The 21,762-nt window shown below is 59.1% G+C and carries 19 protein-coding genes; 13 read left to right on the top strand and 6 right to left on the bottom strand.

Going from position 1 to position 21,762, the window contains the following annotated elements; all coding sequences use genetic code 11:
* Window positions 1–126: 126 nt before the first annotated feature.
* On the bottom strand, window positions 127–309 hold the full coding sequence (locus FLM21_RS08415; RefSeq protein WP_222846797.1) for a YjfB family protein: 183 nt from the start codon (window positions 307–309) through the stop codon (window positions 127–129).
* Window positions 310–456: 147 nt separating this feature from the next.
* Here FLM21_RS08415 and dnaE point away from each other — a divergent pair, with 147 nt between their 5' ends.
* The 9 genes from dnaE (at window position 457) to FLM21_RS08370 (ending at window position 12,253) form a co-directional block, all read left to right on the top strand.
* Window positions 457–3,894 (top strand): DNA polymerase III subunit alpha, encoded by a 3,438-nt coding sequence (dnaE, locus tag FLM21_RS08410; protein ID WP_148715147.1) that lies wholly within the window; start codon window positions 457–459, stop codon window positions 3,892–3,894.
* Between the two features lie 86 nt (window positions 3,895–3,980).
* On the top strand, window positions 3,981–5,027 hold the full coding sequence (locus FLM21_RS08405; protein ID WP_187360146.1) for an L-threonylcarbamoyladenylate synthase: 1,047 nt from the start codon (window positions 3,981–3,983) through the stop codon (window positions 5,025–5,027).
* A 142-nt stretch (window positions 5,028–5,169) separates the two neighbouring features.
* Window positions 5,170–5,613, top strand: coding sequence for a type IV pilin protein (locus FLM21_RS08400; RefSeq protein ID WP_148715146.1), 444 nt, complete (start codon window positions 5,170–5,172; stop codon window positions 5,611–5,613).
* Window positions 5,610–6,143 (top strand): GspH/FimT family pseudopilin, encoded by a 534-nt coding sequence (locus FLM21_RS21265; protein ID WP_148715145.1) that lies wholly within the window; start codon window positions 5,610–5,612, stop codon window positions 6,141–6,143. The genes FLM21_RS08400 and FLM21_RS21265 overlap by 4 nt, the downstream gene beginning before the upstream one ends.
* Window positions 6,137–6,877, top strand: a complete 741-nt coding sequence (locus FLM21_RS08390) for a PilW family protein (protein ID WP_148715144.1) — start codon at window positions 6,137–6,139, stop codon at window positions 6,875–6,877. Before FLM21_RS21265 ends, FLM21_RS08390 begins: the two co-directional genes overlap by 7 nt.
* Before the next feature lie 8 nt (window positions 6,878–6,885).
* Entirely contained in the window at window positions 6,886–8,154 is a 1,269-nt protein-coding gene (locus FLM21_RS08385) for a pilus assembly PilX family protein (protein ID WP_148715143.1), read from the top strand.
* A gap of 2 nt (window positions 8,155–8,156) precedes the next feature.
* On the top strand, window positions 8,157–8,579 hold the full coding sequence (locus FLM21_RS08380; protein ID WP_148715142.1) for a type IV pilus modification PilV family protein: 423 nt from the start codon (window positions 8,157–8,159) through the stop codon (window positions 8,577–8,579).
* A gap of 110 nt (window positions 8,580–8,689) precedes the next feature.
* A complete protein-coding gene (locus FLM21_RS08375) occupies window positions 8,690–9,670 on the top strand; it encodes a carbohydrate-binding protein (protein ID WP_148715141.1) in 981 nt (326 codons plus the stop codon).
* A gap of 315 nt (window positions 9,671–9,985) precedes the next feature.
* Window positions 9,986–12,253 carry an arginine/lysine/ornithine decarboxylase gene (locus tag FLM21_RS08370; protein WP_148715140.1) on the top strand — a complete coding sequence of 756 codons (2,268 nt, stop codon included), beginning with the start codon at window positions 9,986–9,988 and terminating at the stop codon, window positions 12,251–12,253.
* A 52-nt stretch (window positions 12,254–12,305) separates the two neighbouring features.
* Here the strand turns inward: FLM21_RS08370 and FLM21_RS08365 are convergent, their stop codons facing one another.
* Window positions 12,306–13,316 (bottom strand): DUF4344 domain-containing metallopeptidase, encoded by a 1,011-nt coding sequence (locus FLM21_RS08365; RefSeq protein WP_148715139.1) that lies wholly within the window; start codon window positions 13,314–13,316, stop codon window positions 12,306–12,308.
* A complete protein-coding gene (locus FLM21_RS08360) occupies window positions 13,313–14,566 on the bottom strand; it encodes a DUF4344 domain-containing metallopeptidase (RefSeq protein ID WP_148715138.1) in 1,254 nt (417 codons plus the stop codon). The genes FLM21_RS08365 and FLM21_RS08360 overlap by 4 nt, the downstream gene beginning before the upstream one ends.
* 471 nt (window positions 14,567–15,037) lie before the next feature.
* Here FLM21_RS08360 and FLM21_RS08355 point away from each other — a divergent pair, with 471 nt between their 5' ends.
* Window positions 15,038–17,527 (top strand): esterase-like activity of phytase family protein, encoded by a 2,490-nt coding sequence (locus FLM21_RS08355; RefSeq protein ID WP_222846796.1) that lies wholly within the window; start codon window positions 15,038–15,040, stop codon window positions 17,525–17,527.
* Between the two features lie 47 nt (window positions 17,528–17,574).
* Here FLM21_RS08355 and FLM21_RS21500 read toward each other — a convergent pair whose 3' ends face one another.
* The gene (locus FLM21_RS21500; protein WP_281284971.1) at window positions 17,575–17,700 is read right to left on the bottom strand and encodes a hypothetical protein; all 126 of its coding nucleotides are present in this window, start codon (window positions 17,698–17,700) and stop codon (window positions 17,575–17,577) included.
* A 24-nt stretch (window positions 17,701–17,724) separates the two neighbouring features.
* Window positions 17,725–18,108: a carboxypeptidase-like regulatory domain-containing protein gene (locus tag FLM21_RS08350; RefSeq protein WP_148715137.1), complete on the bottom strand. Its 384-nt coding sequence runs from the start codon at window positions 18,106–18,108 to the stop codon at window positions 17,725–17,727.
* Between the two features lie 233 nt (window positions 18,109–18,341).
* On the opposite strand from FLM21_RS08350, the gene rlmM reads away from it, so the two are divergent.
* Together rlmM and mscL are read left to right on the top strand one after the other, a co-directional pair.
* A complete protein-coding gene (rlmM, locus tag FLM21_RS08345; RefSeq protein ID WP_222846795.1) occupies window positions 18,342–19,403 on the top strand; it encodes a 23S rRNA (cytidine(2498)-2'-O)-methyltransferase RlmM in 1,062 nt (353 codons plus the stop codon).
* Between the two features lie 65 nt (window positions 19,404–19,468).
* Entirely contained in the window at window positions 19,469–19,894 is a 426-nt protein-coding gene (mscL, locus tag FLM21_RS08340; RefSeq protein ID WP_148715135.1) for a large conductance mechanosensitive channel protein MscL, read from the top strand.
* A gap of 62 nt (window positions 19,895–19,956) precedes the next feature.
* Here mscL and FLM21_RS08335 read toward each other — a convergent pair whose 3' ends face one another.
* Window positions 19,957–20,724, bottom strand: coding sequence for an HAD-IIA family hydrolase (locus tag FLM21_RS08335; RefSeq protein WP_148715134.1), 768 nt, complete (start codon window positions 20,722–20,724; stop codon window positions 19,957–19,959).
* A gap of 156 nt (window positions 20,725–20,880) precedes the next feature.
* Here FLM21_RS08335 and rarD point away from each other — a divergent pair, with 156 nt between their 5' ends.
* Window positions 20,881–21,762 carry an EamA family transporter RarD gene (rarD, locus tag FLM21_RS08330; protein ID WP_148715133.1) on the top strand — a complete coding sequence of 294 codons (882 nt, stop codon included), beginning with the start codon at window positions 20,881–20,883 and terminating at the stop codon, window positions 21,760–21,762.

The following is a 21,762-nucleotide window of genomic DNA, read 5'->3' as shown; positions in this document are numbered from 1 at the left end:
TGCATCAATTCGGATTCTTGACGGCCTCGCCTCGGGCGTCAAGCATCCCATTGTGCGCCGCAGCATTTTGGCGACAGGCGGTAAAAAAGGCGGCCATGGCCGCCTTGCTCCGCAACTGGCGAATCATCACGCTTTCACGTCGATGTTCTGCCCCAGGTTCGCAGGGTTGTTGTATGCCGCCGGCTGCGGCAGCGCTTCCAGCAACGACAGGGCGTTCTGTTGCTGGATGTCCAGCGCTTTGCGCAGCACCGTATTGGTCACGACATACTCGGACGGCTGCGAGCTGCTCGCGGCATTGACTAGGGACATGGACTCCATAACAGCACCTCCTGATACACACCCCTACCATACCCCTATGTTGGCAAGTACCACAAGGGTAGCGGGATGATCGGCGAGGCATGCAGTGATCGCGCTCACGTCCGGCGCGGGTCGGGCCAGCTGCGGTAAAATGCGCCGATGAACGCGCCCGCCTTTATCCATCTCCGCCTGCATTCCGAATTTTCCGTCGTCGACGGCATCGTCCGCATTGATGACGCCGTCAAGCGTGCCGCCGAGCTCGGCCAGCCCGCGCTCGGTGTGTCGGACCTGATGAACCTCTTTGGCATGGTCAAGCAGTACAAGGCCTGTCGCGCCGCCGGCATCAAGCCCATCATCGGCATCGATGCCCGCATCGAGAACGAGGAAGATCGCGACAAGCCCTTCCGCGTGCTGCTGATGGCCAAGAACCGGGCTGGCTATGGCCGCCTCTGCGAGTTGCTCACCGACGCCTACCTGCACAACCAGTACCGCGGCTATGGCGAACTGAAGAAGGAATGGCTGGCCGCCAAGTCCAACGCAGACCTGATCTGCCTCTCCGGCGCGCACCTGGGCGAAATCGGCCAGGCACTGGTCAATGGCAACTACGAGGCCGCCACCTCGGCTGCGCAGTGGTGGGCCGCGCAATTCCCCGACAGCTTCTATCTGGAGCTGCAACGCAGTGGTAAAGCCGAATGCGAGACCAGCGTACAGGGCCATCTCGACCTCGCTTCGGAACTGAACCTGCCCGCTGTTGCCACCCACGCAATCCAGTTCATGGATCGTGACGATTTCAAGGCGCACGAAGCGCGCGTCTGCATCGCCGAAGGTTTTGTCGTCTCCGACAAACGCCGGCCGCGCAACTTCACCGAAGAGCAGTACTACAAAACCCCGGCCGAAATGGCCGAACTGTTCGCCGACCTACCAGAGGCGCTGCAAAACTCGGTGGAGATCGCCCGCCGCTGCAACGTGAACATCCTGCTGGGCAAGAACTACCTGCCGCTGTTCCCCACGCCGGATGGCATGACGCTGGACGACTTCCTGGTGCACCAGGCCAAGGAAGGCCTGGAAACCCGGCTGACCCAGCTCTATCCAGACCAGGCCCAGCGCGATGCCGAGCGCCCGCGCTACCTGGAGCGGCTCAAATTCGAGACCGACACCATCATTCAGATGGGCTTTCCCGGCTACTTCCTGATCGTGGCGGACTTCATCATTTGGGGGAAGCAGAATGGTTGCCCGGTGGGTCCCGGCCGGGGTTCGGGCGCAGGCTCGCTGGTAGCCTATGCGCTCGGTATCACCGATATCGACCCCACCGCCTACGCGCTGCTGTTCGAGCGCTTCCTCAATCCGGAGCGGGTATCGATGCCCGACTTCGATATCGATTTCTGCCAGGACAACCGCTGGCGCGTGATCGAATACGTGCGCGACAAGTACGGCGCCGAGGCAGTCAGCCAGATCGCCACCTTCGGCACCATGGCCGCCAAGGCGGTGGTGCGCGACGTCGGCCGGGTGCTCGACCTCTCCTACACCTTCTGCGACGGCCTCTCCAAGATGATTCCGGCGGCGCCAGGCAAGCAGTACAGCCTGGATGACGCGGTGGACATGGTGCCCGAGCTCGCTGAGCGGGTGCAGAACGAAGATGAGGTGAAGGAGCTCTGGGAGCTCGCCAAGAAGCTGGAAGGCCTGACCCGCAACATCGGCATGCACGCCGGCGGCGTGCTGATTGCGCCGGGCAAGATCACCGACTTCTGCCCGGTCTACCAAGCCAGCGGTGCAGAGGCGTCGCCGGTCTCCATGCTGGACAAGGACGACGTCGAGCAGATCGGCCTCGTGAAGTTCGACTTCTTGGGCCTGCGCAACCTCACCATCATCGAGCTGGCGCTGCAGTACATCCAGCAGGAGACCGGCCAGTACCTGGACCTGATGAGCCTGGGTTTCGACGATCAAGCCGCCTACCAGGTGTTCCGCGACGCCAACACCACCGGCGTGTTCCAGGTTGAATCGGACGGTATGAAACGGCTGCTGGAAAAACTGCAGCCCGACCGTTTCGAAGACATCATCGCCGTGCTGGCGCTCTATCGCCCGGGCCCCTTGGGTTCCGGCATGGTCGACACCTTCATCAACCGCAAGAAGGGCCTGGAGACACCGGATTACTTCCACCCGGACTTGGAAAAGTGCCTGGAGCCGACCTATGGCGTGATCGTGTACCAGGAACAGGTGATGCAGATCTCGCAGATCATCGGCGGCTACACGCTGGGTGGCGCCGATATGCTGCGGCGGGCCATGGGCAAGAAAAAGCCCGAGGAGATGGCCAAGCACCGCGCCACCATCGCCGAAGGCGCGGCCAAGAAAGGCTACGATCCTGCGCTGGCCGAACACCTGTTCGACCTGATGACCAAGTTCGCGGAATACGGCTTCAACAAGTCGCACACCGCCGCCTACGCCGTCGTCAGCTATCACACTGCCTGGCTGAAGGCGCACCACACCGCCGCCTTCATGGCCGCCACCATGAGCTCGGAACTGGACAACACCGACCAGCTCAAGGTGTTCTACGACGATTGCGTCGAAAAGAACCGGCTCAAGCTGTTGCCGCCGGACGTGAACGCCAGCTTCTATCGCTTCATGCCGGTAGGCAAGCGCGAGATCCGCTATGCGCTCGGAGCCATCAAGGGCGTTGGCGAAAGCGCGGTGAACATGATCGTGGCCGAGCGCCAAGCGAACGGTCCCTATGCCGACCTGTACGACTTCTGCCGCCGCACCGACAAGAAGGAAGTGAACAAGCGGGTGATCGAGGCGCTGATTCGCGGCGGTGCGTTCGATGCCATCGACGACCATCGGGCGCGGCTGATGGCCAATGTCGAGCAGGCGATGCAGCTGGCCGAGACCGAAGCGGCCAACGCCAACCAGGGATCGCTGTTCGACGTGTTCGAAGCCGCCGCCGTACCCACGGTAGAGGTGATCGAAGCGGCGCCTTGGGATGACAAGATCAAGCTCGCGGAAGAGAAGACCGCCATCGGCTTCTACCTTTCCGGCCACCCGTTCGATGCGCACGCCAAGGGCATCCGCAACTTCCTAAAGACCCGGCTTGATCGACTGGAACCGAGAAAGGAGCTGCAATACCTTGCCGGCATCGTGTCCGGCATCCGGGTGAAGAACGGAGATCGCGGCCGCATGGCCTTCGTCCAGCTCGATGACGGTCACGGCAAGATCGAGGTCTCGCTATTCTCCGAGGTTTATGAGGAGCACCGCACCAAGCTCAAGGACGACACGCTGCTGGTGGTGCTGGGCAAGGTCAGCGAAGACCGCTTCAACGGCGGCGTGCGCGTGGTTGCGGATGCGGTGATGGATGCGGCCGGAGCGCGCAGCCAGTTTGCCCGTGCACTCGCGATCCACCTCAACGGCAACGCCGATGCCGCCAAGCTGCAGACACTGCTGTCCGGCTACGTCGGTGGCCGCTGCCCGGTGGAGATCGAATACCGCAATACCGATGCCCAATGCCAGCTACGGCTGTCCGATGCCTGGCGGGTGACGCTGCACGAGGAGCTACTGCTGCAGCTGAAAACAGGATTTGGCGACGACGCAGTGAGTGTGCGCTATTGAGCACTCTGTGCGGCAAAAGCCATCCCTTCTGGCCTTGCCGCACAACTGCAACGTTCTGGTACTAGATTGACTACATTGGCGGGTAGATGCAGCATGCTGGTCACGCATCGGCACGGCTGCGTTTTCCGTTTATAATCATAAGCTTTGACGCAAAAAACAGATCGATGAACGAGTTGGATTTGGCGCTCGCACGCCTACGCACGGGCCAGTTGGTGGCCATTCCCACCGAAACCGTCTACGGCCTCGCCGCCGATGCCAGCAATCCTGAAGCGGTTGCGCGCATCTTCGCATTGAAGGGGCGCCCGGCCGATCATCCGGTCATCGTGCATATCGCCAGCAGCTGCCAGCTCGGCGATTGGGCGCAAGACATTCCGGATGCTGCGTGGCAGTTGGCGGAAGCGTTCTGGCCCGGCCCGCTCACCCTGATCCTCAAGCGCCAGCCTCATGTGCTCGATGCCGTGACCGGCGGCCAGAACACCGTCGGTCTGCGCGCCCCCGCTCATCCACTCACCCACGAACTGCTGCAGCGATTCGGCGGCGGCCTCGCCGCCCCTTCCGCCAACCGCTTCGGCCACGTCAGCCCCACCACCGCGCAACACGTGCGCGACGAATTCGGCCAGGAAGCCCCGCTGGTGCTTGACGGCGGCCCCTGCCAAGTTGGCGTCGAATCGACCATCGTCAGCCTGATCGACACCACACCCAAGCTACTGCGTCCAGGGGGCGTGCTGCGTGAGCAGATCGAAGACTTGCTGGGCATGAAGCTGGAACACCACCAACACGCCCAGACCGCCAATGTGCGCGTCTCTGGCTTGCTCGACAGCCACTATTCACCGCGCACCTCGTTAATCATCGGCCCAAGCGCAGCGGTACGAGAAGCTGCCTTGACCGCCGCCGAGAAGGGCCAACGCGTTGCCTTGATCACCCAATCCGACGCCATTTCGGACGGCATTTTCACACGCATCGTATTGATGCCAAATGAACCCGACGCATATGCCTACCGACTATATGACACACTTCGTCAGCTCGACGCTTTCAACCTCGACGTGCTGTATCTCGAAAAACCGCCGACCGACGCTGGGTGGCTGGCGGTGAACGATCGTTTACGCCGGGCGGCCCATCAGCAACTGAACTGACCGCTCATCCCTCGCACTCAAACGCATGTCAGCGTACTGGGCCGCCTTCCACATGAGCAAAATCAAGCACTTGCCGCCCGTAAGGGAAGACCATAAGATGGTGGTCAGAAGAAAGCTGACAAGAACATCAGGAGGAGCCCATATGCATAACGATGCCGCCCGCCGAAAGCGTGGCTTCACCTTGCTCGAACTCATCATCACCGTTGCAATCATCGGCATTCTCGCTGCCATTGCCATCCCTAGCTACCAGCGCTATGTCCTCAAGACGCGCAGAGCCGACGCTCAGACTGCGATGCATAGAATTGCTCAAGCACAAGAAAAATGGCGTGCGAACAATACCGCCTATACCAATAGTTTTGCCAATCTTGGTGTGGGCACGGGAACCACGCTGACGTCTGAAAGTGGCTATTACGATGTCAACATATATGCCAGCGACTGTGCAGCAGTACTTTCGTCCGGCAGTGCGTATTGCATCAAGGCAGCAGCCAAAAGCGCGCAATTAAAAGACAGCGGTTGCACCAGTTTGACCATGGTGATCTCCAACGGCAATACGACAACAGCACCAAGTAGTTGCTGGAGCAAATGATGGCGCTCCCGTGGAAACGACGTCAATCCGGTTTCACCCTGATTGAAGGTCTCGTTGTTGTAGCAATTCTCGGTGTCTTGGCCGCAGTTGCTCTGCCCGCCTTTTCCGACTTAATGAATCGCAAAAAAGTTGAGTCTGCCGCAATCGAGTTCAAAAATTTGTTGGTCTACGCAAAAAGCGAAGCCATCAAACGGAACAGCGATATCTATCTGCTTATCACGACGGGAACAAGCTGGTCCATACGTGCCAGCAGCACGGCCACTTGCACCGCAGGAGGCACCTGCGATCTGCGCTCAATGACTGTGAACGAGCACCCTGGCATCGCCGCGGATGTGCCAGCCGCGCTATCGGGCGCTACATTCGGAGCCGTTCGCATGCTTCCCACCTTTGCCGGAGGAGCAACCGGAACACAAAGCGCCACGTTCAGCAAAAGTCCGTATCAGTTGGCCGTACAGCTTACCGCCACCGGCATCAGCCGGATTTGCATCCCTAGCGGCAAACCATCGCTAGGAGGGTTCCCAGCATGCTAATTCGGCCATCGCAACGGCAGGCAGGTTTATCATTGATCGAAATCATGATCGCAATCGTGATCGGAATGTTATTGATCATCGCTGCAGCATCCTTGGGAATCAACGCATTCAAGGGCGCACGAGACAGCGTCAGAGCTGTGGGATTTCACGGTAATTTGCAAGACATTATGACCATCATGGGCCGGGAGCTTCGCCGAGCGGGTTTTAATGCAGATGGCGAGGACAACACGGCAACAGATAGCGAGTATTTCCGACAAATTTGGTTTTCCTCAGCGGCCAGCAGCGGCGAATATCAATGCGTCGTATTTCGCTACGACCGCAATGTTCCCGCCAATATCAACACCCCTGCTCCCGTCACAGGCGCGGGCACCGTCAGTGCGAATGAGGTTACCGGATTCAGCTACAACAGCACGAACAAACAAGTACTGCTCTTGACCGGCGCTGCGAGCATCAATGTACAGGATTGCAGTAGCCCCACCGGCTGGGAAGTGCTCAACCTGACCGACAACCTCAGCATTACCAATCTCAAATTCACCCCGAGCGCAATCCGAGCAGTGGATGCCAGCGGTAACCCGACAGGCCCGATCATGGTGCAATCCGTCAAAATTGATATCACCGCAGCGGACCCGAATGGCAATACTCGTACGCTATCTGAGACCGTACAGCTACGCAATTTACCGGCCTGCCCTGCTACAGCGACCGCCACTGGCACCACGATCACCAAATGTGATTGAGAAAAGATATGACGCCCCAAATCCATTCAGTCAATCGCGCGGCGCGGCAAAATGGCGCTGCGGCGCTATTTGTCACCCTCATTCTCGTAGCAATCGCAACAATTGCGACCATGTACGCCAATCGCAGTGCCTATCTATTCCAGAAATCCTCCGTCAACCAATACCAGTACAATATGGCACTGGGGGCTGCAGAAGCCGGAATGAATGCTTTCATTGCTCAACTGGAAGCCGATTTGCAACAAATTGAAACAAGCACCACTCCGGCAACGACACTTATTCAATCCAGCAGTGGTGGAAGTAGCAGTTCTTGCGCCCCCGGCTCGGCGAGTAGCAGCTTTGCGTTCAAAAACAGTTATGCGGCGACCAATGATCAAGTCTTTGACTCTGACAAATATTATACTGGACTTTATTCACTAGTTGGTACAGCCATTTCTGGAGTGAATCCCGGTTTAGGCTATCGAGTTCAGGCCCGATTTGACGGTGGGGTATTATCTGTAATCAGCGAGGGCTGCGCGGGCAACACTGAAACCGGCAACAACATTTGCTCAGGCGATGTCGCACGAGCAAAAGTACGTCGACAACTCAAAGTTACTGGAGGCTTCGCAATTGGGGACACTGCAATAACAGTAGGAAATTATGCAGACGCTTGGGGTGCCGCCCATATTACAGCAAATGCAGGCAGGCCGTTGCCTTCATGCTCAGTGTTATATGGCGACAGCTATGCCTACGGCGGGTCTCAGAATTATCAATGCAAGACTGGAGCCTGCCCACCAGAAAAAAACACGGCACTTTCCACCAATTTATTTTCCTCTCTCTTCAATGGACAGACCAAACAGCAAATCAAACAAGTTGCTGGCAGCAATGTATTTACGGGATGCCCTCCTGCCACTAGCTACAGCAATAAAGTCGTTTGGATAGAAGGAGATCTATCCAGCAGTTGCGCCATTAGCGGAACAGATATGGTAATTGTCATCAATGGAGCCATTCGCGGACAGCTACAAACCACCGGCTCTAGTTTTGTCTATACGAATAATGTTTATGGCACTGGAAGCTTCGATATTACTGGCTCAATTGCTATTGAAGACAGCTGGGATGTTGCACCTTTGGGACAAATAATTTCTGGATCCGCCAATGGAAAAATGGATAGCAACGATCCATTTAAAGCGCCAACCCATGCTTTTAGCGGCACTCAAAAAATTACTTATGAAAAAGTAGGCCCCCCAGATTCGTTGAAGAAAAAAATAAATTCCGACTCCAAATCCTGGGTTGATTTTTGATCATGCGACGTGAACTGGGCTTTAGTTTGATCGAAGTTTTGATCGCCACCGTCATTATCTGCATCGCCGCCATCGCGCTGGCCCGCTATCAGGGCACCATGACCCGCAGCACGGTTATGGCAGCCGAGCGCAACGAAGCGGCACAATATGCGCTCGCTGAAATGGAAACGGTAAGAGCGCTGGCCCTGGCCGGAACGACCCTCACCGCACAAACGCACAGCCCGATCACCGGAAAAACAGGGGTGTTTACTGTGGCGCGCAGTGCGCCGGAAGCCATTGTCGTGGCGCCTACTCCGTTTTCCAGCGTCCGTGTCACGGTCAGCTGGGACGATACTGAGGGTTCGACACAGCATGTCGTACTGCAAAGCAGCATGCGCAATGCAGTAAACTCCGTCGTCGGCCCTGGAATCACACCGACGCCATAGCACAAGGCCGGTTGCGAAACCGGCTTTTATTTCCATAAATAAGTTAGCAAATATAAATATAAGTACATGATTATGCATTAAATGAATGCGTGGTGAGGAGGAGAAGCCAAATGAGCAGGAAAACCCAGGGCTTCAGCTTGGTCGAGGTGCTAGCCGCCGCCTCCATCCTTAGCGTTGCTGCCATTGCGTTGGTACGTTATCAAGGCTCAGTGATGCGCAACACCGCTTCGTCCGCAGAAAGAAACGAAGCATTGATGCTGGCGCAGGCCGAACTGGAAAAAGCAAGGCAAACCAAACTGGCTGATGGCAGCCTCGCGGCAGCCAGCCGCACTGAGACTGGCAGAACAGCTGTTTTCACAGTCGCGCTGTCAGCACCTGTTTCGGCCGCTGTTGGCCCGAAGCCATATAGCAATCTGCAAGTGACTGTCAGCTGGCAACCTGCCGATGGCAACACTCAGTATGTGATTCTGCAAACCAGCGTGCGCGACAGCAAGGAGACAGTAACCACTCCTGCAGTCAGCTCTCCCGCTCCTACACCAGCGCCGGGCGTCACCCCAGCTCCGAGTGCCTATACCACGCCAACCGCCCCAACACCGGTAGCATCGACGCCGGTGCCAACGCCCGCCCCCACTCCACAGCCCACGCCGATTCCCACTATTGCCCCCACTCCCAGCAATACGCCATGCGCACCCAATTGGAGCAGTTCGCCGGCATACACTACGGACAGCGTCGTTTCCTACGGCGGCCACAATTATCGCGCCAAGTGGTGGAGTCAAGGAGAAACGCCGGGAGTTACCAGTGTCTGGGAAGACAAGGGAGCCTGCGTCTCGAATACGACAACCCCCGTTCCGACGCCAGTGCCAACAGCAACTCCAATCCCGACAGTTACGCCGACGCCGAAAGCGACTCCCACGCCAGCACCAGTTACAACACCAACTCCAGCTGGTGTAGCCGCTTGGAAAGCTGGCGTTGTCTACAAGGCCGGCGATTTGGTGACCTATGGTGGTTACACCTACAAATGCCTGCAGGCACATACTGCTCAAGTAGGCTGGGAACCACCGGCAGTCGCCTCACTTTGGAGCAAACAATAAGCTAAATGGCACGCAATGTTTAGTGAGCCCCCGAGAAAGAAGAACGGCTAATGTTGCTTAGCCATGAGGGTGCTAAACCCGGTGAAGTAGCCGTATTGTCATACCAATAAACTCGGTATCGGGATTCATCTTTCTGCTTTAACATACGCCCCTTCTCGGGACGTTAGAGGCCGGCTGGAGGCGAGGTTGTTCAACCTTGTCCGGACCGCGGCGCAAAGCGCCCTCTTTCCAGCGCCTCAAGCCGGCCACTTTGAACCTCCTGGCTCTGGTCGTGCCCTAAGCGCAGCTCGTGCATTGCTTCCAAAGGACACTGGCATGCGTTTTTACTTCCCCGTCGTCATCATCGACGAAGACTTCCGCTCCGAGAACACCAGCGGCTCCGGCATCCGCGAGCTTGCCGCCGCGATGGAGGCCGAGGGCATGGATGTCATCGGCTATACCAGCTACGGCGATCTGACCTCGTTTGCCCAGCAGCAAAGCCGCGCAGCGGGCTTCATCCTGTCGATCGATGACGAGGAGTTCGGTGGCGGCACCCCGGAGGAGACGCAGGCGGCGCTGAACAGCCTACGCACCTTCGTCGCAGAGATCCGCCGCCGCAACCCGGACATCCCGATCTACCTGTATGGCGAGACACGTACCGCGCGCCATATTCCGAACGATGTACTGCGCGAACTGCACGGCTTCATCCACATGCACGAGGACACACCGGAGTTTGTGGCACGCCACATCATCCGCGAGGCCAAGAGTTATCTCGATACATTGGCGCCACCGTTTTTCCGCGCACTGACCCACTACGCCCAGGATGGCTCGTACTCGTGGCACTGCCCGGGGCACTCGGGCGGGGTGGCTTTCCTGAAGACGCCAGTCGGCCAGATGTTCCACCAGTTCTTCGGCGAGAACATGCTGCGCGCCGACGTATGCAATGCGGTCGACGAACTCGGCCAGCTGCTTGACCATACCGGCCCGGTGGCCGCTTCCGAGCGCAACGCAGCACGCATCTTCAATTGCGATCACCTGTTCTTCGTCACCAACGGCACCTCCACGTCGAACAAGATCGTGTGGAACTCGACCGTAGCGCCGGGCGACATCGTGGTGGTCGACCGCAACTGCCACAAGTCCATTCTGCACGCGATCATGATGACGGGCGCCGTGCCCATCTTCCTGACGCCGACGCGCAATCACTACGGCATCATCGGCCCGATTCCGCGCAGCGAGTTCGAGCCGGAGAGTATTCGCAAGAAGATGCTGGCCAACCCGTTCTGCCGCGAGAAGCTGGAAGCCAACCCCGAGGTGAAGCCGCGCGTACTGACCATCACCCAGTCGACCTATGACGGTGTGATGTACAACGTCGAGGAGATCAAGGGTCTGCTCGACGGCGAGATCGAAACGCTGCACTTCGACGAGGCTTGGTTGCCGCACGCCGCCTTCCACGACTTCTATGGCGACTACCACGCCATTGGTGAAGGCCGTCCGCGCTGCAAGGATTCGATGGTGTTCTCCACCCAATCCACGCACAAGCTGCTGGCCGGCTTGAGCCAAGCCTCGCAGATCCTGGTGCAGGATGCCGAGGACAACAAGCTCGATCGCGACGTGTTCAACGAAGCGTATCTGATGCACACCTCCACCAGCCCGCAGTACGCCATCATCGCCTCGTGCGATGTGGCGGCGGCCATGATGGAGGCACCGGGCGGTACTGCGCTGGTCGAGGAGTCGCTCGCCGAAGCACTGGAATTTCGCCGCGCCATGCGCAAGGTGGATGAGGAATACGGTGCCGACTGGTGGTTCCGCGTGTGGGGCCCGGACGATCTGACCGACGAGGGTCTGGATCACCGCGACGCCTGGATGCTCAAGGCGGGCGAGGATTGGCACGGCTTCGGCGACATCGCCGAAGGCTTCAACATGCTCGATCCGATCAAGGCGACCATCCTCACACCGGGCCTGAATGTACGCGGCGAGTTCGATGCTACTGGCATTCCGGCCGCCATCGTCAGCAAGTATTTGTCCGAGCACGGCGTGGTGATCGAGAAGACTGGTCTCTACTCGTTCTTCATCATGTTCACCATCGGCATCACCAAGGGCCGCTGGAACACCCTGCTCACCGCGTTGCAGCAGTTCAAGGACGATTACGACAAGAACCAGCCGCTGTGGCGCTGCCTGCCGGAATTCATCCAGCAGTACCCGCAGTATGAGCGTATCGGCTTGAAGGATCTGTGCCAGCAAATCCACGATATCTACAAGGCACGCGACGTGGCGCGGCTGACTACCGAGATGTATCTGTCGGACCTGACGCCCGCAATGAAGCCTGCCAAGGCCTTTGCCAAGATGGCGCACCGTGAGATTGAACGGGTGCCGATCGACGAACTGGAAGGCCGCATCACCGCCGTGATGTTCACGCCCTACCCGCCAGGTATTCCGTTGCTGGTTCCGGGTGAGGTGTTCAACAAGACCATCGTCGACTACGTGCGCTTCGTTCGTGAATTCAATGCGCGCTTCCCAGGCTTCGAAACCTATATCCACGGCCTCGTCGCGGACAAGGTGGACGGCCAGACGCGTTACTTCGTCGACTGCGTGCGGCCAGAGTAAAGCAGTTGTGGTTCATCAAAACAAAAACAGGGGCATTGCCCCTGTTTTTGTTTTAATCCGCAGCCTGCAAAGGACCAAGACCAAACGGCAGCTCAGCGACCGAAGAGGCTGCGCTTTGCGATGCTGGATACGCATATTTTGCCTGTTCGATCGGATCATCCAAGGCCGCAAGATTAAAGTGGCCCGCCAGTAATTTTCGCATCGCCTTGTCGAGGCGATGCCAATCCTGCTCACAACTTGCCGCACGCCCTTGAGGCAGAAAACCTTTTTCAACCAAAATGCCATATCTATCTGTGTTACTGCCATAGGCATAGCACAGCATATTGAAATAACGTTGTTGGTGTAGCGGATGCGAATCCGCAAACGATCCGAACTGCAATTCATCGGTGCTGGCAAAATCGGCATGATTCTTCATGAAGAAGAACTTGGCCCCCTTGAGTATCCACTCTGAAGATGGATCCTTGCAATGCAATAGCATGTATATGGCAAATGCATCTGCAGCATCTTCCGGATTTCCTACAATCGGAACCTGAAAGGCATCATATACCGCATGCCCCATTTCATGCAGGAACACAAACTTCATTCCGCCGATGACCACTTGCTTGCGGTATTCCGGGGAGCGATGCTGCATTAGCACATCGGCTCTGTCATGAAAATCTTTAGCCAGCTCATAACAGCTCACGATGCGCCCTTCGCCAGGATAGTAATAGGCGTTAGGAGCACCGCATTGTTTTGTCTCCAGAATCAAATCATGCGGCCAGTTAACCAGCTTCAATATCGGTAACATGGTCGCCTGGACGTTGGAACCCTTCATATAGCTGTAATAGGGCTCGAGCGCTTGTTGCTCCGGCGGCGTATATGCAATACGCAATTTACCGATCTGTGGCGGGGGAGGATCTGCCGCCTGCGGTAGTAAAGCAGGACGCTCTTTCCCGCAGGCCGCCAAACCGAGCAGGGCGACCGCCAGCGCTCCACCGGCAATCGCCCTCCCCCTTCGACAGCCCTCCTGAACCGGTGGCTTCAATAATGCGGAACACCTTGTCACGACAAGGGACATCTTCATTTCTTTGTTGATTCACCTTCACGTTTCAGTGCATCGATACTCGACGCATCATAGGCTTCCGGGTCTTGCTTGGCACTTAGCATGGCTTGACGCTTTTTCAACTCGGTCTGATCCAGATGCGGGGTGACAAGCTGCTTCATGGATTCATCCAGTCGTCGCCAGTCCTGAGGGCAAGACTTGGCCCGCCCTTCTGGCAGATAGCCCTTTTCCACAAGGAAGCCGTAGTGCTTGGGATCGCTGCCATAAGCAAAGCAGAGCATATTGAAATAGCGCTGCTGGTGGAGTGGATGGGCATCAGCAAATGCACCGAATTGTAAATCTTTGGTGCTGCCAAAGTCTGCATGGTTTTTCATGAAGAAGAATTTCGCACCTTGCAGTATCCAATGCACTTCGGGATTTTTTGATTTCAGCAATGCATAGATCGCAAACGCATCAGCCGCATCTTCTGGATTTCCAATGATGGGCACCTTGAAAATATCGAAGAAGCCGTGCCCTAGCTCATGGAGAAACAGGAATTTCATGCCACCGATAGTGACGCGACGGCGGTATTCGGCAGAACGGTGTTGCATCTGCGCTTCGGCCTTGTCACGCATGTCCTTATACATCTCGTAGCAGGTCACGATCAGCGATTTACCTGGCCAATAGAATGCGTTGGCCTGCCCGCACTCCTTGGTCTCCAAGGTCATCCCATCAGGCCAGTTGACCAGCGCCAGGATAGGCTCCATCCCTTCTTGCGCTTTTCGCTGCTGCAGTAATTCGAAATACGGCTTCAGATCGGGGTTCTTCGGGGGGGAGTACACGAACTTGAATGTCTTGTTGACTTTAGCGGTAGGCTTGCTTTCAGTGCTTACCTTCTCGCAACACGCAGCCAGCAGCAACATAAGGCCCAAGCTGCACAGTCCTAAACGTACCTTCTGTTTCATCTTGCCCCCAAGAAAAGAAAGGACAGCAATTGCTGTCCTTTCAATATATGCAGCCGATGCAGCGAGTGATATAGGCATCCTCGCTGTCGGCATCAGAATGTTACTTCGCCGGAGCAGTCGCGTTTTCGGCGTTGCCTTCGGCGGCTTGCGGTTGCGCAGCGCCAGTAGCGGTTTCGGCGTTGCCTTCGGCGGCTTGCGGTTGAGCAGCGCCAGTAGCGGTTTCGGCGTTGCCTTCAGCTGCTTGCGGTTGCGCAGCGCCAGTAGCGGTTTCGGCATTGCCTTCAGCAGCTTGCGGATGTTCGGCACCCGTTGCAGTTTCAGCTGCACCTTCGGCAGCTTGCGGTTCGGATTTGCTGCACGCAGCAATCGAAAGAGCGAACAGACCTGCAAGCAGAGCGGTCAGGATCTTGGACATTTGGAATACCTCTGTGTGAGTTTGACGAACAGCGAAGCCAGACTAGCGCCTTTTTTTTCACAAACCAAGTAGGTCAACCTGCGTGTGAAAAAAATTACACAGGGCCTTTACGTGGTGTTACCAAACGGCCACCTCGAAGAACTCCGCTGGAAGCCGCATTAGAGAACGCTTGTGCACAATAGCCAATCCCCAGTTCGATAATCCGGATTGATCCATTTCCCGTACACGGTAGCTCGATCCCCGATGTATCCGTAACATTTTGAAGCATAAGAATTAATTCATTTTGCAACCATCTCTTCACTGCGAAGCAACAGCCTCGTCACGCTTGATTAAAACAAGGTCGGGAACATGTCTGCTCCTTTCTACAGTCCTACGGAGCTCCCATGCCATCCCGCATGCTTCCCCCACGATCTCTGGCCTTTTTTCTGGTCACTGCACTCTGCCTGCCACTATTGGCATGCAATGGGGATGATCCGGACGACCCTCCTTCAAGCGGCGTAACCACTCCTACCCTACTCGGCCGAGCCGTCCTCCCCGCCACCACTTTTGCCGATGGCCCCGCCTCCGGTCGCTATCTGGGTGGCACGCTGTTCAACGGCATGGCGGCGCCGTTCGCCAAGCAACCGGTACAGGGCTTCTCGGCAGTGATCGACGCCGGCAACGGCAGCTACTGGGCGATGGCCGACAATGGTTACGGCGGCATTGAGAACTCGGCGGACTTCAACCTGCGTATCTACCAGGTGAAGCCGGACTTCACCAGCGGCAGCGTGGCGGTGGCGTCGTTCATCGAGCTGAAGGATCCGAACAAGAAGATCGACTTCCCCATCGTCAACCACTACAGCCGTGACCGTGTGCTGACCGGTGCGGACTTCGATATCGAATCACTGCAGCGCGCCCCCGATGGCACGCTGTGGATCGGCGACGAATTCGGGCCCTACCTGCTGCATGTCGACGCCACTGGCGTGCTGCTGGAGGCGCCGATTCCGCTGCCCGACTTCGCCAATGCCGGCCGCGAAGTACGCTCACCGCAGAACCCGCGCCAAGAGGAGATCGCTGCGCTGCGCGTGATGAACGCGGTCAGGCAGCATGCCTTCGCGCATGGCGCCACGCGCGATCCGGTGTTCTCGCCGTACTACGTCGAGCTGAAGTACGACGCCAACGGCGTCAAATCCAGCCCGGATGCCCATTACGCCCGCGGTGCCAACAGCCCCGCCGATCTGGCCCGTGCCGCCAGCGACATCCATGACCTGGCGCTGATCAAGAAGGCCGGCTTCCCGGTGGTGACCTGGACGGTGAATACCAAGGCGGAAATGGCCACGCTGCTGAAGGCTGGCGTCTCCGGCATCATTTCCGACCGCCCGGACCTGCTGCTGCAGGCCGTGCGGGAATTCGACGCCAATGGCGACGGCCAGGCCGGGGACTACCTGGATGCCGACGGCCTGATCGATCCGGCGAAGTTCGATGCCCAAGGGCACCGCGGCGGGCGCAACCTGCGGCCGGAGAACACGCTGCCGGCGATGGAGGCTGCGCTCGACAACTTGATGACCACGCTGGAGCTCGACACCGGCATCAGCCAGGACGGCAAGGTCATCCTCAAACACGACCCGTATATCGAATCGCAAAAATGCCGCCGCACCGACGGCACCCCTTATGTTTTCGCCGATGAGCAGCTGATCCGCGACCTGACCCAGACGCAGATCCAGTCCACCTTCATCTGCGACAAGGTGTTCCGCGGGCCGGAGCAGCTGAACGATCCGGCGTTGTCGCCAGTGTCTGCCCAAGTCGCGACCAGCAAAGGCTATGGCAACGTTTACGTGTTGCCGACGCTGAACGACGTATTTGACCTCGTCACCGCCTACGTCGCCTATTACAAGACCGGCGCCGGCAAGAACCACGCCGATGCAGCGCGCCGGGTGAAGAACGCCGAGCGGGTGCGGTTCAACATCGAAACCAAGCTCAACCCGCGCAGCGATAGCGATGCACATGGCAAGGTCTATCGCGATCGCACCGTGGGGCCGGATGTCATGGCGGATACCGTGGCAGGCATCATCGTTGCCGCCAATCTACAGGCCCGCGCCGACATCCAGAGCTTCGACTTCCGCACACTGATCCGGGTGCAGGAGAAATTCCCGGCCATCCGCACCGTCTACCTGTTCGGTGATTTCCCCATTTTCAACGGCGCAGATAGCGACGACGGCACCAACCAGCAGGGTGAAGCTGGCGCCAACACGCCGTGGATGGCGGGCCTCTACTGGCCGTACCGCAGCACCAGCCTGACGCTGCCGTTCCGTGCCCAGCGCTCTGGCGGCTTCGAAGGTATGGCGATCAGCCCGGACGGCAAGAAGCTCTATCCGCTGCTGGAACTGCCGCTCGCCGGAGACGACGGCAAAACGCTGCTGATCCACAAGTTCGACATCGCCAGTCGCAGCTACACCGGCAAGCAGTACAAGTACCGGCTTGATGCCAAGGGCACCAATATCGGCGACTTCATCCTGTTCAACGGCAGCGAAGGCATCGTGATCGAACGCGACCCCAGCCAGGGCGATCCGGCCGGGCACAAGAAGCTTTACCGGATCAAGTTGGGTACCGCCGGTGATTACGTGGAAAAGAGCGAGCTGGTGGACCTGATGAAGCTCGCCAACCCGACCCTGATCGGCGGCCCGGGCGAGCCGGGCGACATCGCGATGGGTAACCCGTTCGGCATGCCGTTCAACACCATTGAGGACGTGCTGGTGCTCGATGCCGAGACGCTCTTGGTGATGGACGACAACAACTTCCCGTTCAGCGTCGGCCGCCACAAGGGCGCCGGCAAGCCGGATGACAACGAGTTCATCAAGATTCGCCTGCCGCAGAAGCTGCCGCTAGGCCAATAAGACGCTGCCTGGAGAAACGGCCTGCCGCGTGGCAGGCCGTTTTCGTTTTAGCCGCGCTGCGGCGTTTCGCTACGCGCGGTCTGCTGGGGGTCGGGCGTGGAGGACGACCAGAGTACACCGGACACGGTTGCCATGATGGCCAGCAACCAGATTCCCACCAGTCTTCTTGCCATGATCGTTCTCCTTGTCGACCCGGTTTACCAAGTCAGGTGCAGGGTCCTTGCCTTCTGACCGTGCACACCGACCGCCCGTTTCACCACCTTGCCGTCGTAATCGGCGCTGAGCTGGTAGCGCCCGTCCGGCAACTGCACGAACAGGTAAGGCCCGGTGGTCACCGTGTCGAGCACGGTCTGGCCCTTGCCGTCCTGGATGGTGACCTTCACGCCAGCCAGGTAGCCCCCGGATTTTTCTGTCGTCATCAGTTGCAGGTTGTACTGCGGCTTCACCGCCTGCAGCGCTGCCAACTCCTCATCACCCACCCCGCCCGATACGAAGCGCGGGGGTTCCAATGGGTCTGCCGCCCATGCCGGCAGCGTCAGCAGCAGTGCCAGACAGCCTTGAACGAATCGTTTTCCTTGCATCGCAGATCCTCCGTCTCGTTACCCACACCGGCGGTGTCGCACCGGCAGCAGGTTGGTGGGGAGGTGGAAGCAGGGAGTTGCTGTCAATATTCACCAAAACATACACAGTTTTGCGTAAGTTAGATGATCGGTCGGAACCGTGGTCTATCCGGGCGCCAGCCGAGGATGAGCGGCAAGCGCCTCGCCAAAGCGGGGTCTGGGCACTACACTGCCGCTCCAAACAAGGAATGCCCATGCCCTCCCCCGACCTGCTGTTTTACTGCCGCCCCGGTTTCGAGAACGACGTCCGCCAGGAATGGCAGGGGCGCTACGCCAGCGAAGGCCGCTGGGACGGTGGCGACGGCTGGGCGGTACTGCGAAACGCCGGCCATGTCGAACCGGCAGCACTGGAAGCACGCAACTGGATCTTCGCTCGCCAGGTGTTGCCGGTGCTGGCACAGGCCCAGGTCGGGGAACGCGATCGACTGAGCCCCATCCTGGATGCCGTGGCGGCGATTGCGCAGCCGGGGCGCTGGTCCGAAGTGTGGCTGGAGCACCCGGACAGCGATGCCGGCAAGCCGCTCTCCGGCTTTTGCAAGCGCTTCTCCCCCATCGTCGAAAAAGCGCTGACCGAGCGCGGCTGGCTGGATCCAGCCGGCCGTGGCCCGCGCCTGCACCTTTTTTTCCCGGCGCTCGATACCGTGATCGCCGCCGAGGCCGATCCGGAGCGCGCCAGCCCCTGGCCGCTGGGGGTACCGCGCGTGCGCATGCCGACCGGCGCGCCCAGCCGGTCCACGCTCAAGCTGGCGGAAGCCTTTATGACGCTGGTACCCGACGCCGAGACGCTGCTCAAGCCCGGCATGGTCGGCGTCGACCTGGGCGCAGCGCCCGGCGGCTGGACCTTCCAGCTGGTGGCGCGCGGGCTCAAGGTGTTTGCCATCGACAACGGCCCGATGAAGGGCGACATGGCGCTTCACCCCCACGTGAAGCACCTGCGCGAGGATGGCTTTCGCTATCGGCCCAAGCACGCGGTGGATTGGCTGGTGTGCGACATGGTCGAACAGCCAGCACGCGTGGCGCAACTGATCGCCGACTGGTTCACGCGCGGCTATACCCGGCACGCGGTGTTCAACCTCAAGCTGCCGATGAAGAAGCGCTGGCCAGAGATCGAGCGCTGCTTTGGCCTGCTGGAAGCCGCGCTGGAGCAAGCCGAGCTGCGCTACACGCTGACTGCCAAGCAGCTTTATCACGATCGCGAGGAGATCACCTGCTACCTCGGCCTCACCCGCTCGCCACAGGCCAAGCGCCGCCGCTGATTTGACAGCGTCCGCCGCCGCTGCATACGCTTGCCGCACGCCATACCAACCATCAGGAGCATTGGATGCTGAAGGATTTCAAGGAATTTGCCATGCGCGGCAATGTGGTCGACCTCGCGGTCGGCGTGATCATTGGTGCGGCGTTCGGCAAGATCGTCGATTCGCTGGTCAAGGATGTGATCATGCCGCCGATCGGTCTCATCCTCGGCAAGGTCGATTTCTCCAATCTCTATCTGTTGCTGAAGCAAGGCAGCACGCCCGGCCCGTATGCGACGCTCAAGGCCGCGCAGGATGCCGGCGCCGTCACCATCAACTACGGCAACTTCATCAACGCCGGCATCAGCTTCTTGATCGTCGCCTTCGCCGTGTTCCTGCTGATCAAAGGCATCAACAAGCTGCGCCAGGAAAAGGAAGCCGCCCCGGCCGAGCCAGCGCCGACTCCGGAAGAAATCGTATTGCTGCGCGAGATTCGCGATTCGCTGAAGAAGTAGTGCTTCTCGTCCCAGCAAAAAGCCCGCAACTGCGGGCTTTTTGTTTGCACGTATCGACGCTGCTACAGCTGCGCCGGATCGATCTGGCCCACGTGATCGAACACGTGGTCGGGCTTGTAGGGGAAGTCGTCGATCATCGCCTTGGTGGTGACACCGGACAGCACCAGCGCCGTGGTCATGCCGGCCTCCATGCCGCCGACGATGTCGGTATCCATCCGGTCCCCCACCATCACCGCATCCTCCGGATGCACGCCGAGCTTGCGGGTCGCCAGCGTCATCATCAGTGCATTGGGCTTGCCGACGATGTAGGGCTTTTTGCCAGTGGCCGCAGAGATGGCGGCGAGGATGGTGCCCGCGGCGGGCTCGTTGCCGCCTTCCACCGGGTCGATCATGTCCGGATTGGTGCCGATGAACTTGGCGCCAGCGTCGATGAAGCGCACCGCTTTTTTCAGCTGCTCGAACGAGAAGCCGCTCGATTTGGCCACCACCACGTAGTCCGGCCGCGACTCGGAGATCGAGAAGCCGACATTGTAGAGCTCGTTGATCAGCCCGCCGCCACCGACCACATAGGCCGTGGCGCGCTCCTTCTGCTGCTTGAGGAACATCGCCGTCGCCATCGCGCTGGTGATGAAGTTGTCCTCGGTCAGCCCCTGGATGCCGAGGTACTCCAGCTTGAGCTTGAGATCGAGCGGGGTCTGCTCGGCGTTGTTGGTCAGGAACAGGAACGGGGCCTTCTCGGCAAGCAGGCGCTGCACGAATTCGTTGGCGCCGGGGATCAGCTGCTTGCCGCGGTAGATCACGCCGTCCATGTCGGAAATGATGGCTTTCATGCTGGTACGCAGAAGAGGGTCGAAAACCCCAGTGTAAACGCCCGGCCAGGGCCTCGGCCACGCTTTTTCCCGGCTTGCGCCGGGGTTTTCCCGATACCCACGCCAGGCCGCTTTGCGTAGAGTGGGCGCCCTTCCGCTTCTTCGCTGCAGGCTTTCATGCAAACCGGCATCCTTTATGCGCTCGCTGCCTACTTGCTGTGGGGCCTGTTGCCGCTGTTCCTCAAGCAGCTGCACGGCATTCCACCGACCGAAGTGTTGCTGCATCGGATGGTGTGGTCGCTGGTGTTTCTCGGTGCCATCCTCGCTGTGCGGCGTCACTGGAGCTGGCTGCGCGGCGCCTTGCGCAACAGGGCACTGCTGGCGCGCTTTGCCGCCAGCGCGCTGCTGTTGGCGATCAACTGGTTTACCTATATCTGGGCAGTAAACGCCAACCGGGTGATCGATGCCAGCCTGGGCTACTTCATCAATCCGCTGATCAGCGTGTTGCTAGGCGTGGTGCTGCTGCGCGAGCGGCTGCGCGTGGGCCAGTGGCTGGCCGTGGCCGTAGCCGCCGCGGGCGTGGCCTGGCTCACCTGGCTGGCCGGGCAATTGCCATGGATTGCGCTGACGCTGGCGCTGTCGTTCGGCTTCTATGGCCTGTTGCGCAAGACGGCCCAGCTGGGCGCGCTCGAAGGGTTGTCGCTGGAAACGCTGATCTTCTTTCCCATCGCCGGCGGCGCACTGGCCTGGTTGCTCGGTAGTGGTCAGGCCGGATTCGACAGCGCCAGTGGCTGGGTGCAGTTTCTATGCTTGATGGCAGGGCCATTCACCGCTGTGCCGCTGCTGCTGTTTGCCGCTGGCGCGCGGCGGCTGCCGCTGTCGCTGTTGGGCATCCTCCAATACAGCGGGCCGACAGTGCAGCTGTTGCTGGGGATCTTCCTGTGGCACGAGCCTTTTGGCGGCGCCAAGGCGCTCGGTTTTGCGCTGATCTGGGCTGCGCTGGCGCTCTATACGCTGGAGGGCTGGTGGGCGAGCCGGATGCGGGTGGCCGCCGGCTAA

Origin of the sequence: Chitinolyticbacter meiyuanensis, assembly GCF_008033135.1 — a bacterium.
Taxonomy (GTDB): Bacteria; Pseudomonadota; Gammaproteobacteria; order Burkholderiales; family Chitinibacteraceae; genus Chitinolyticbacter; species Chitinolyticbacter meiyuanensis.
Note: the sequence above shows the minus strand (reverse complement) of the source record. Positions and strands in the feature narration are given on the sequence as shown.

Excerpts from the sequence above, each read along its gene's own strand:
- FLM21_RS08415 (WP_222846797.1), bottom strand. The coding sequence starts at position 309 with ATGTCCCTAGTCAATGCCGCGAGCAGCTCGCAGCCGTCCGAGTATGTC.
- dnaE (WP_148715147.1), top strand. The coding sequence starts at position 457 with ATGAACGCGCCCGCCTTTATCCATCTCCGCCTGCATTCCGAATTTTCC.
- FLM21_RS08405 (WP_187360146.1), top strand. The coding sequence starts at position 3,981 with ATGCAGCATGCTGGTCACGCATCGGCACGGCTGCGTTTTCCGTTTATA.
- FLM21_RS08400 (WP_148715146.1), top strand. The coding sequence starts at position 5,170 with ATGCATAACGATGCCGCCCGCCGAAAGCGTGGCTTCACCTTGCTCGAA.
- FLM21_RS21265 (WP_148715145.1), top strand. The coding sequence starts at position 5,610 with ATGATGGCGCTCCCGTGGAAACGACGTCAATCCGGTTTCACCCTGATT.
- FLM21_RS08390 (WP_148715144.1), top strand. The coding sequence starts at position 6,137 with ATGCTAATTCGGCCATCGCAACGGCAGGCAGGTTTATCATTGATCGAA.
- FLM21_RS08385 (WP_148715143.1), top strand. The coding sequence starts at position 6,886 with ATGACGCCCCAAATCCATTCAGTCAATCGCGCGGCGCGGCAAAATGGC.
- FLM21_RS08380 (WP_148715142.1), top strand. The coding sequence starts at position 8,157 with ATGCGACGTGAACTGGGCTTTAGTTTGATCGAAGTTTTGATCGCCACC.
- FLM21_RS08375 (WP_148715141.1), top strand. The coding sequence starts at position 8,690 with ATGAGCAGGAAAACCCAGGGCTTCAGCTTGGTCGAGGTGCTAGCCGCC.
- FLM21_RS08370 (WP_148715140.1), top strand. The coding sequence starts at position 9,986 with ATGCGTTTTTACTTCCCCGTCGTCATCATCGACGAAGACTTCCGCTCC.
- FLM21_RS08365 (WP_148715139.1), bottom strand. The coding sequence starts at position 13,316 with ATGAAGATGTCCCTTGTCGTGACAAGGTGTTCCGCATTATTGAAGCCA.
- FLM21_RS08355 (WP_222846796.1), top strand. The coding sequence starts at position 15,038 with ATGCCATCCCGCATGCTTCCCCCACGATCTCTGGCCTTTTTTCTGGTC.
- FLM21_RS21500 (WP_281284971.1), bottom strand. The coding sequence starts at position 17,700 with ATGGCAAGAAGACTGGTGGGAATCTGGTTGCTGGCCATCATGGCAACC.
- FLM21_RS08350 (WP_148715137.1), bottom strand. The coding sequence starts at position 18,108 with ATGCAAGGAAAACGATTCGTTCAAGGCTGTCTGGCACTGCTGCTGACG.
- rlmM (WP_222846795.1), top strand. The coding sequence starts at position 18,342 with ATGCCCTCCCCCGACCTGCTGTTTTACTGCCGCCCCGGTTTCGAGAAC.
- mscL (WP_148715135.1), top strand. The coding sequence starts at position 19,469 with ATGCTGAAGGATTTCAAGGAATTTGCCATGCGCGGCAATGTGGTCGAC.
- FLM21_RS08335 (WP_148715134.1), bottom strand. The coding sequence starts at position 20,724 with ATGAAAGCCATCATTTCCGACATGGACGGCGTGATCTACCGCGGCAAG.
- rarD (WP_148715133.1), top strand. The coding sequence starts at position 20,881 with ATGCAAACCGGCATCCTTTATGCGCTCGCTGCCTACTTGCTGTGGGGC.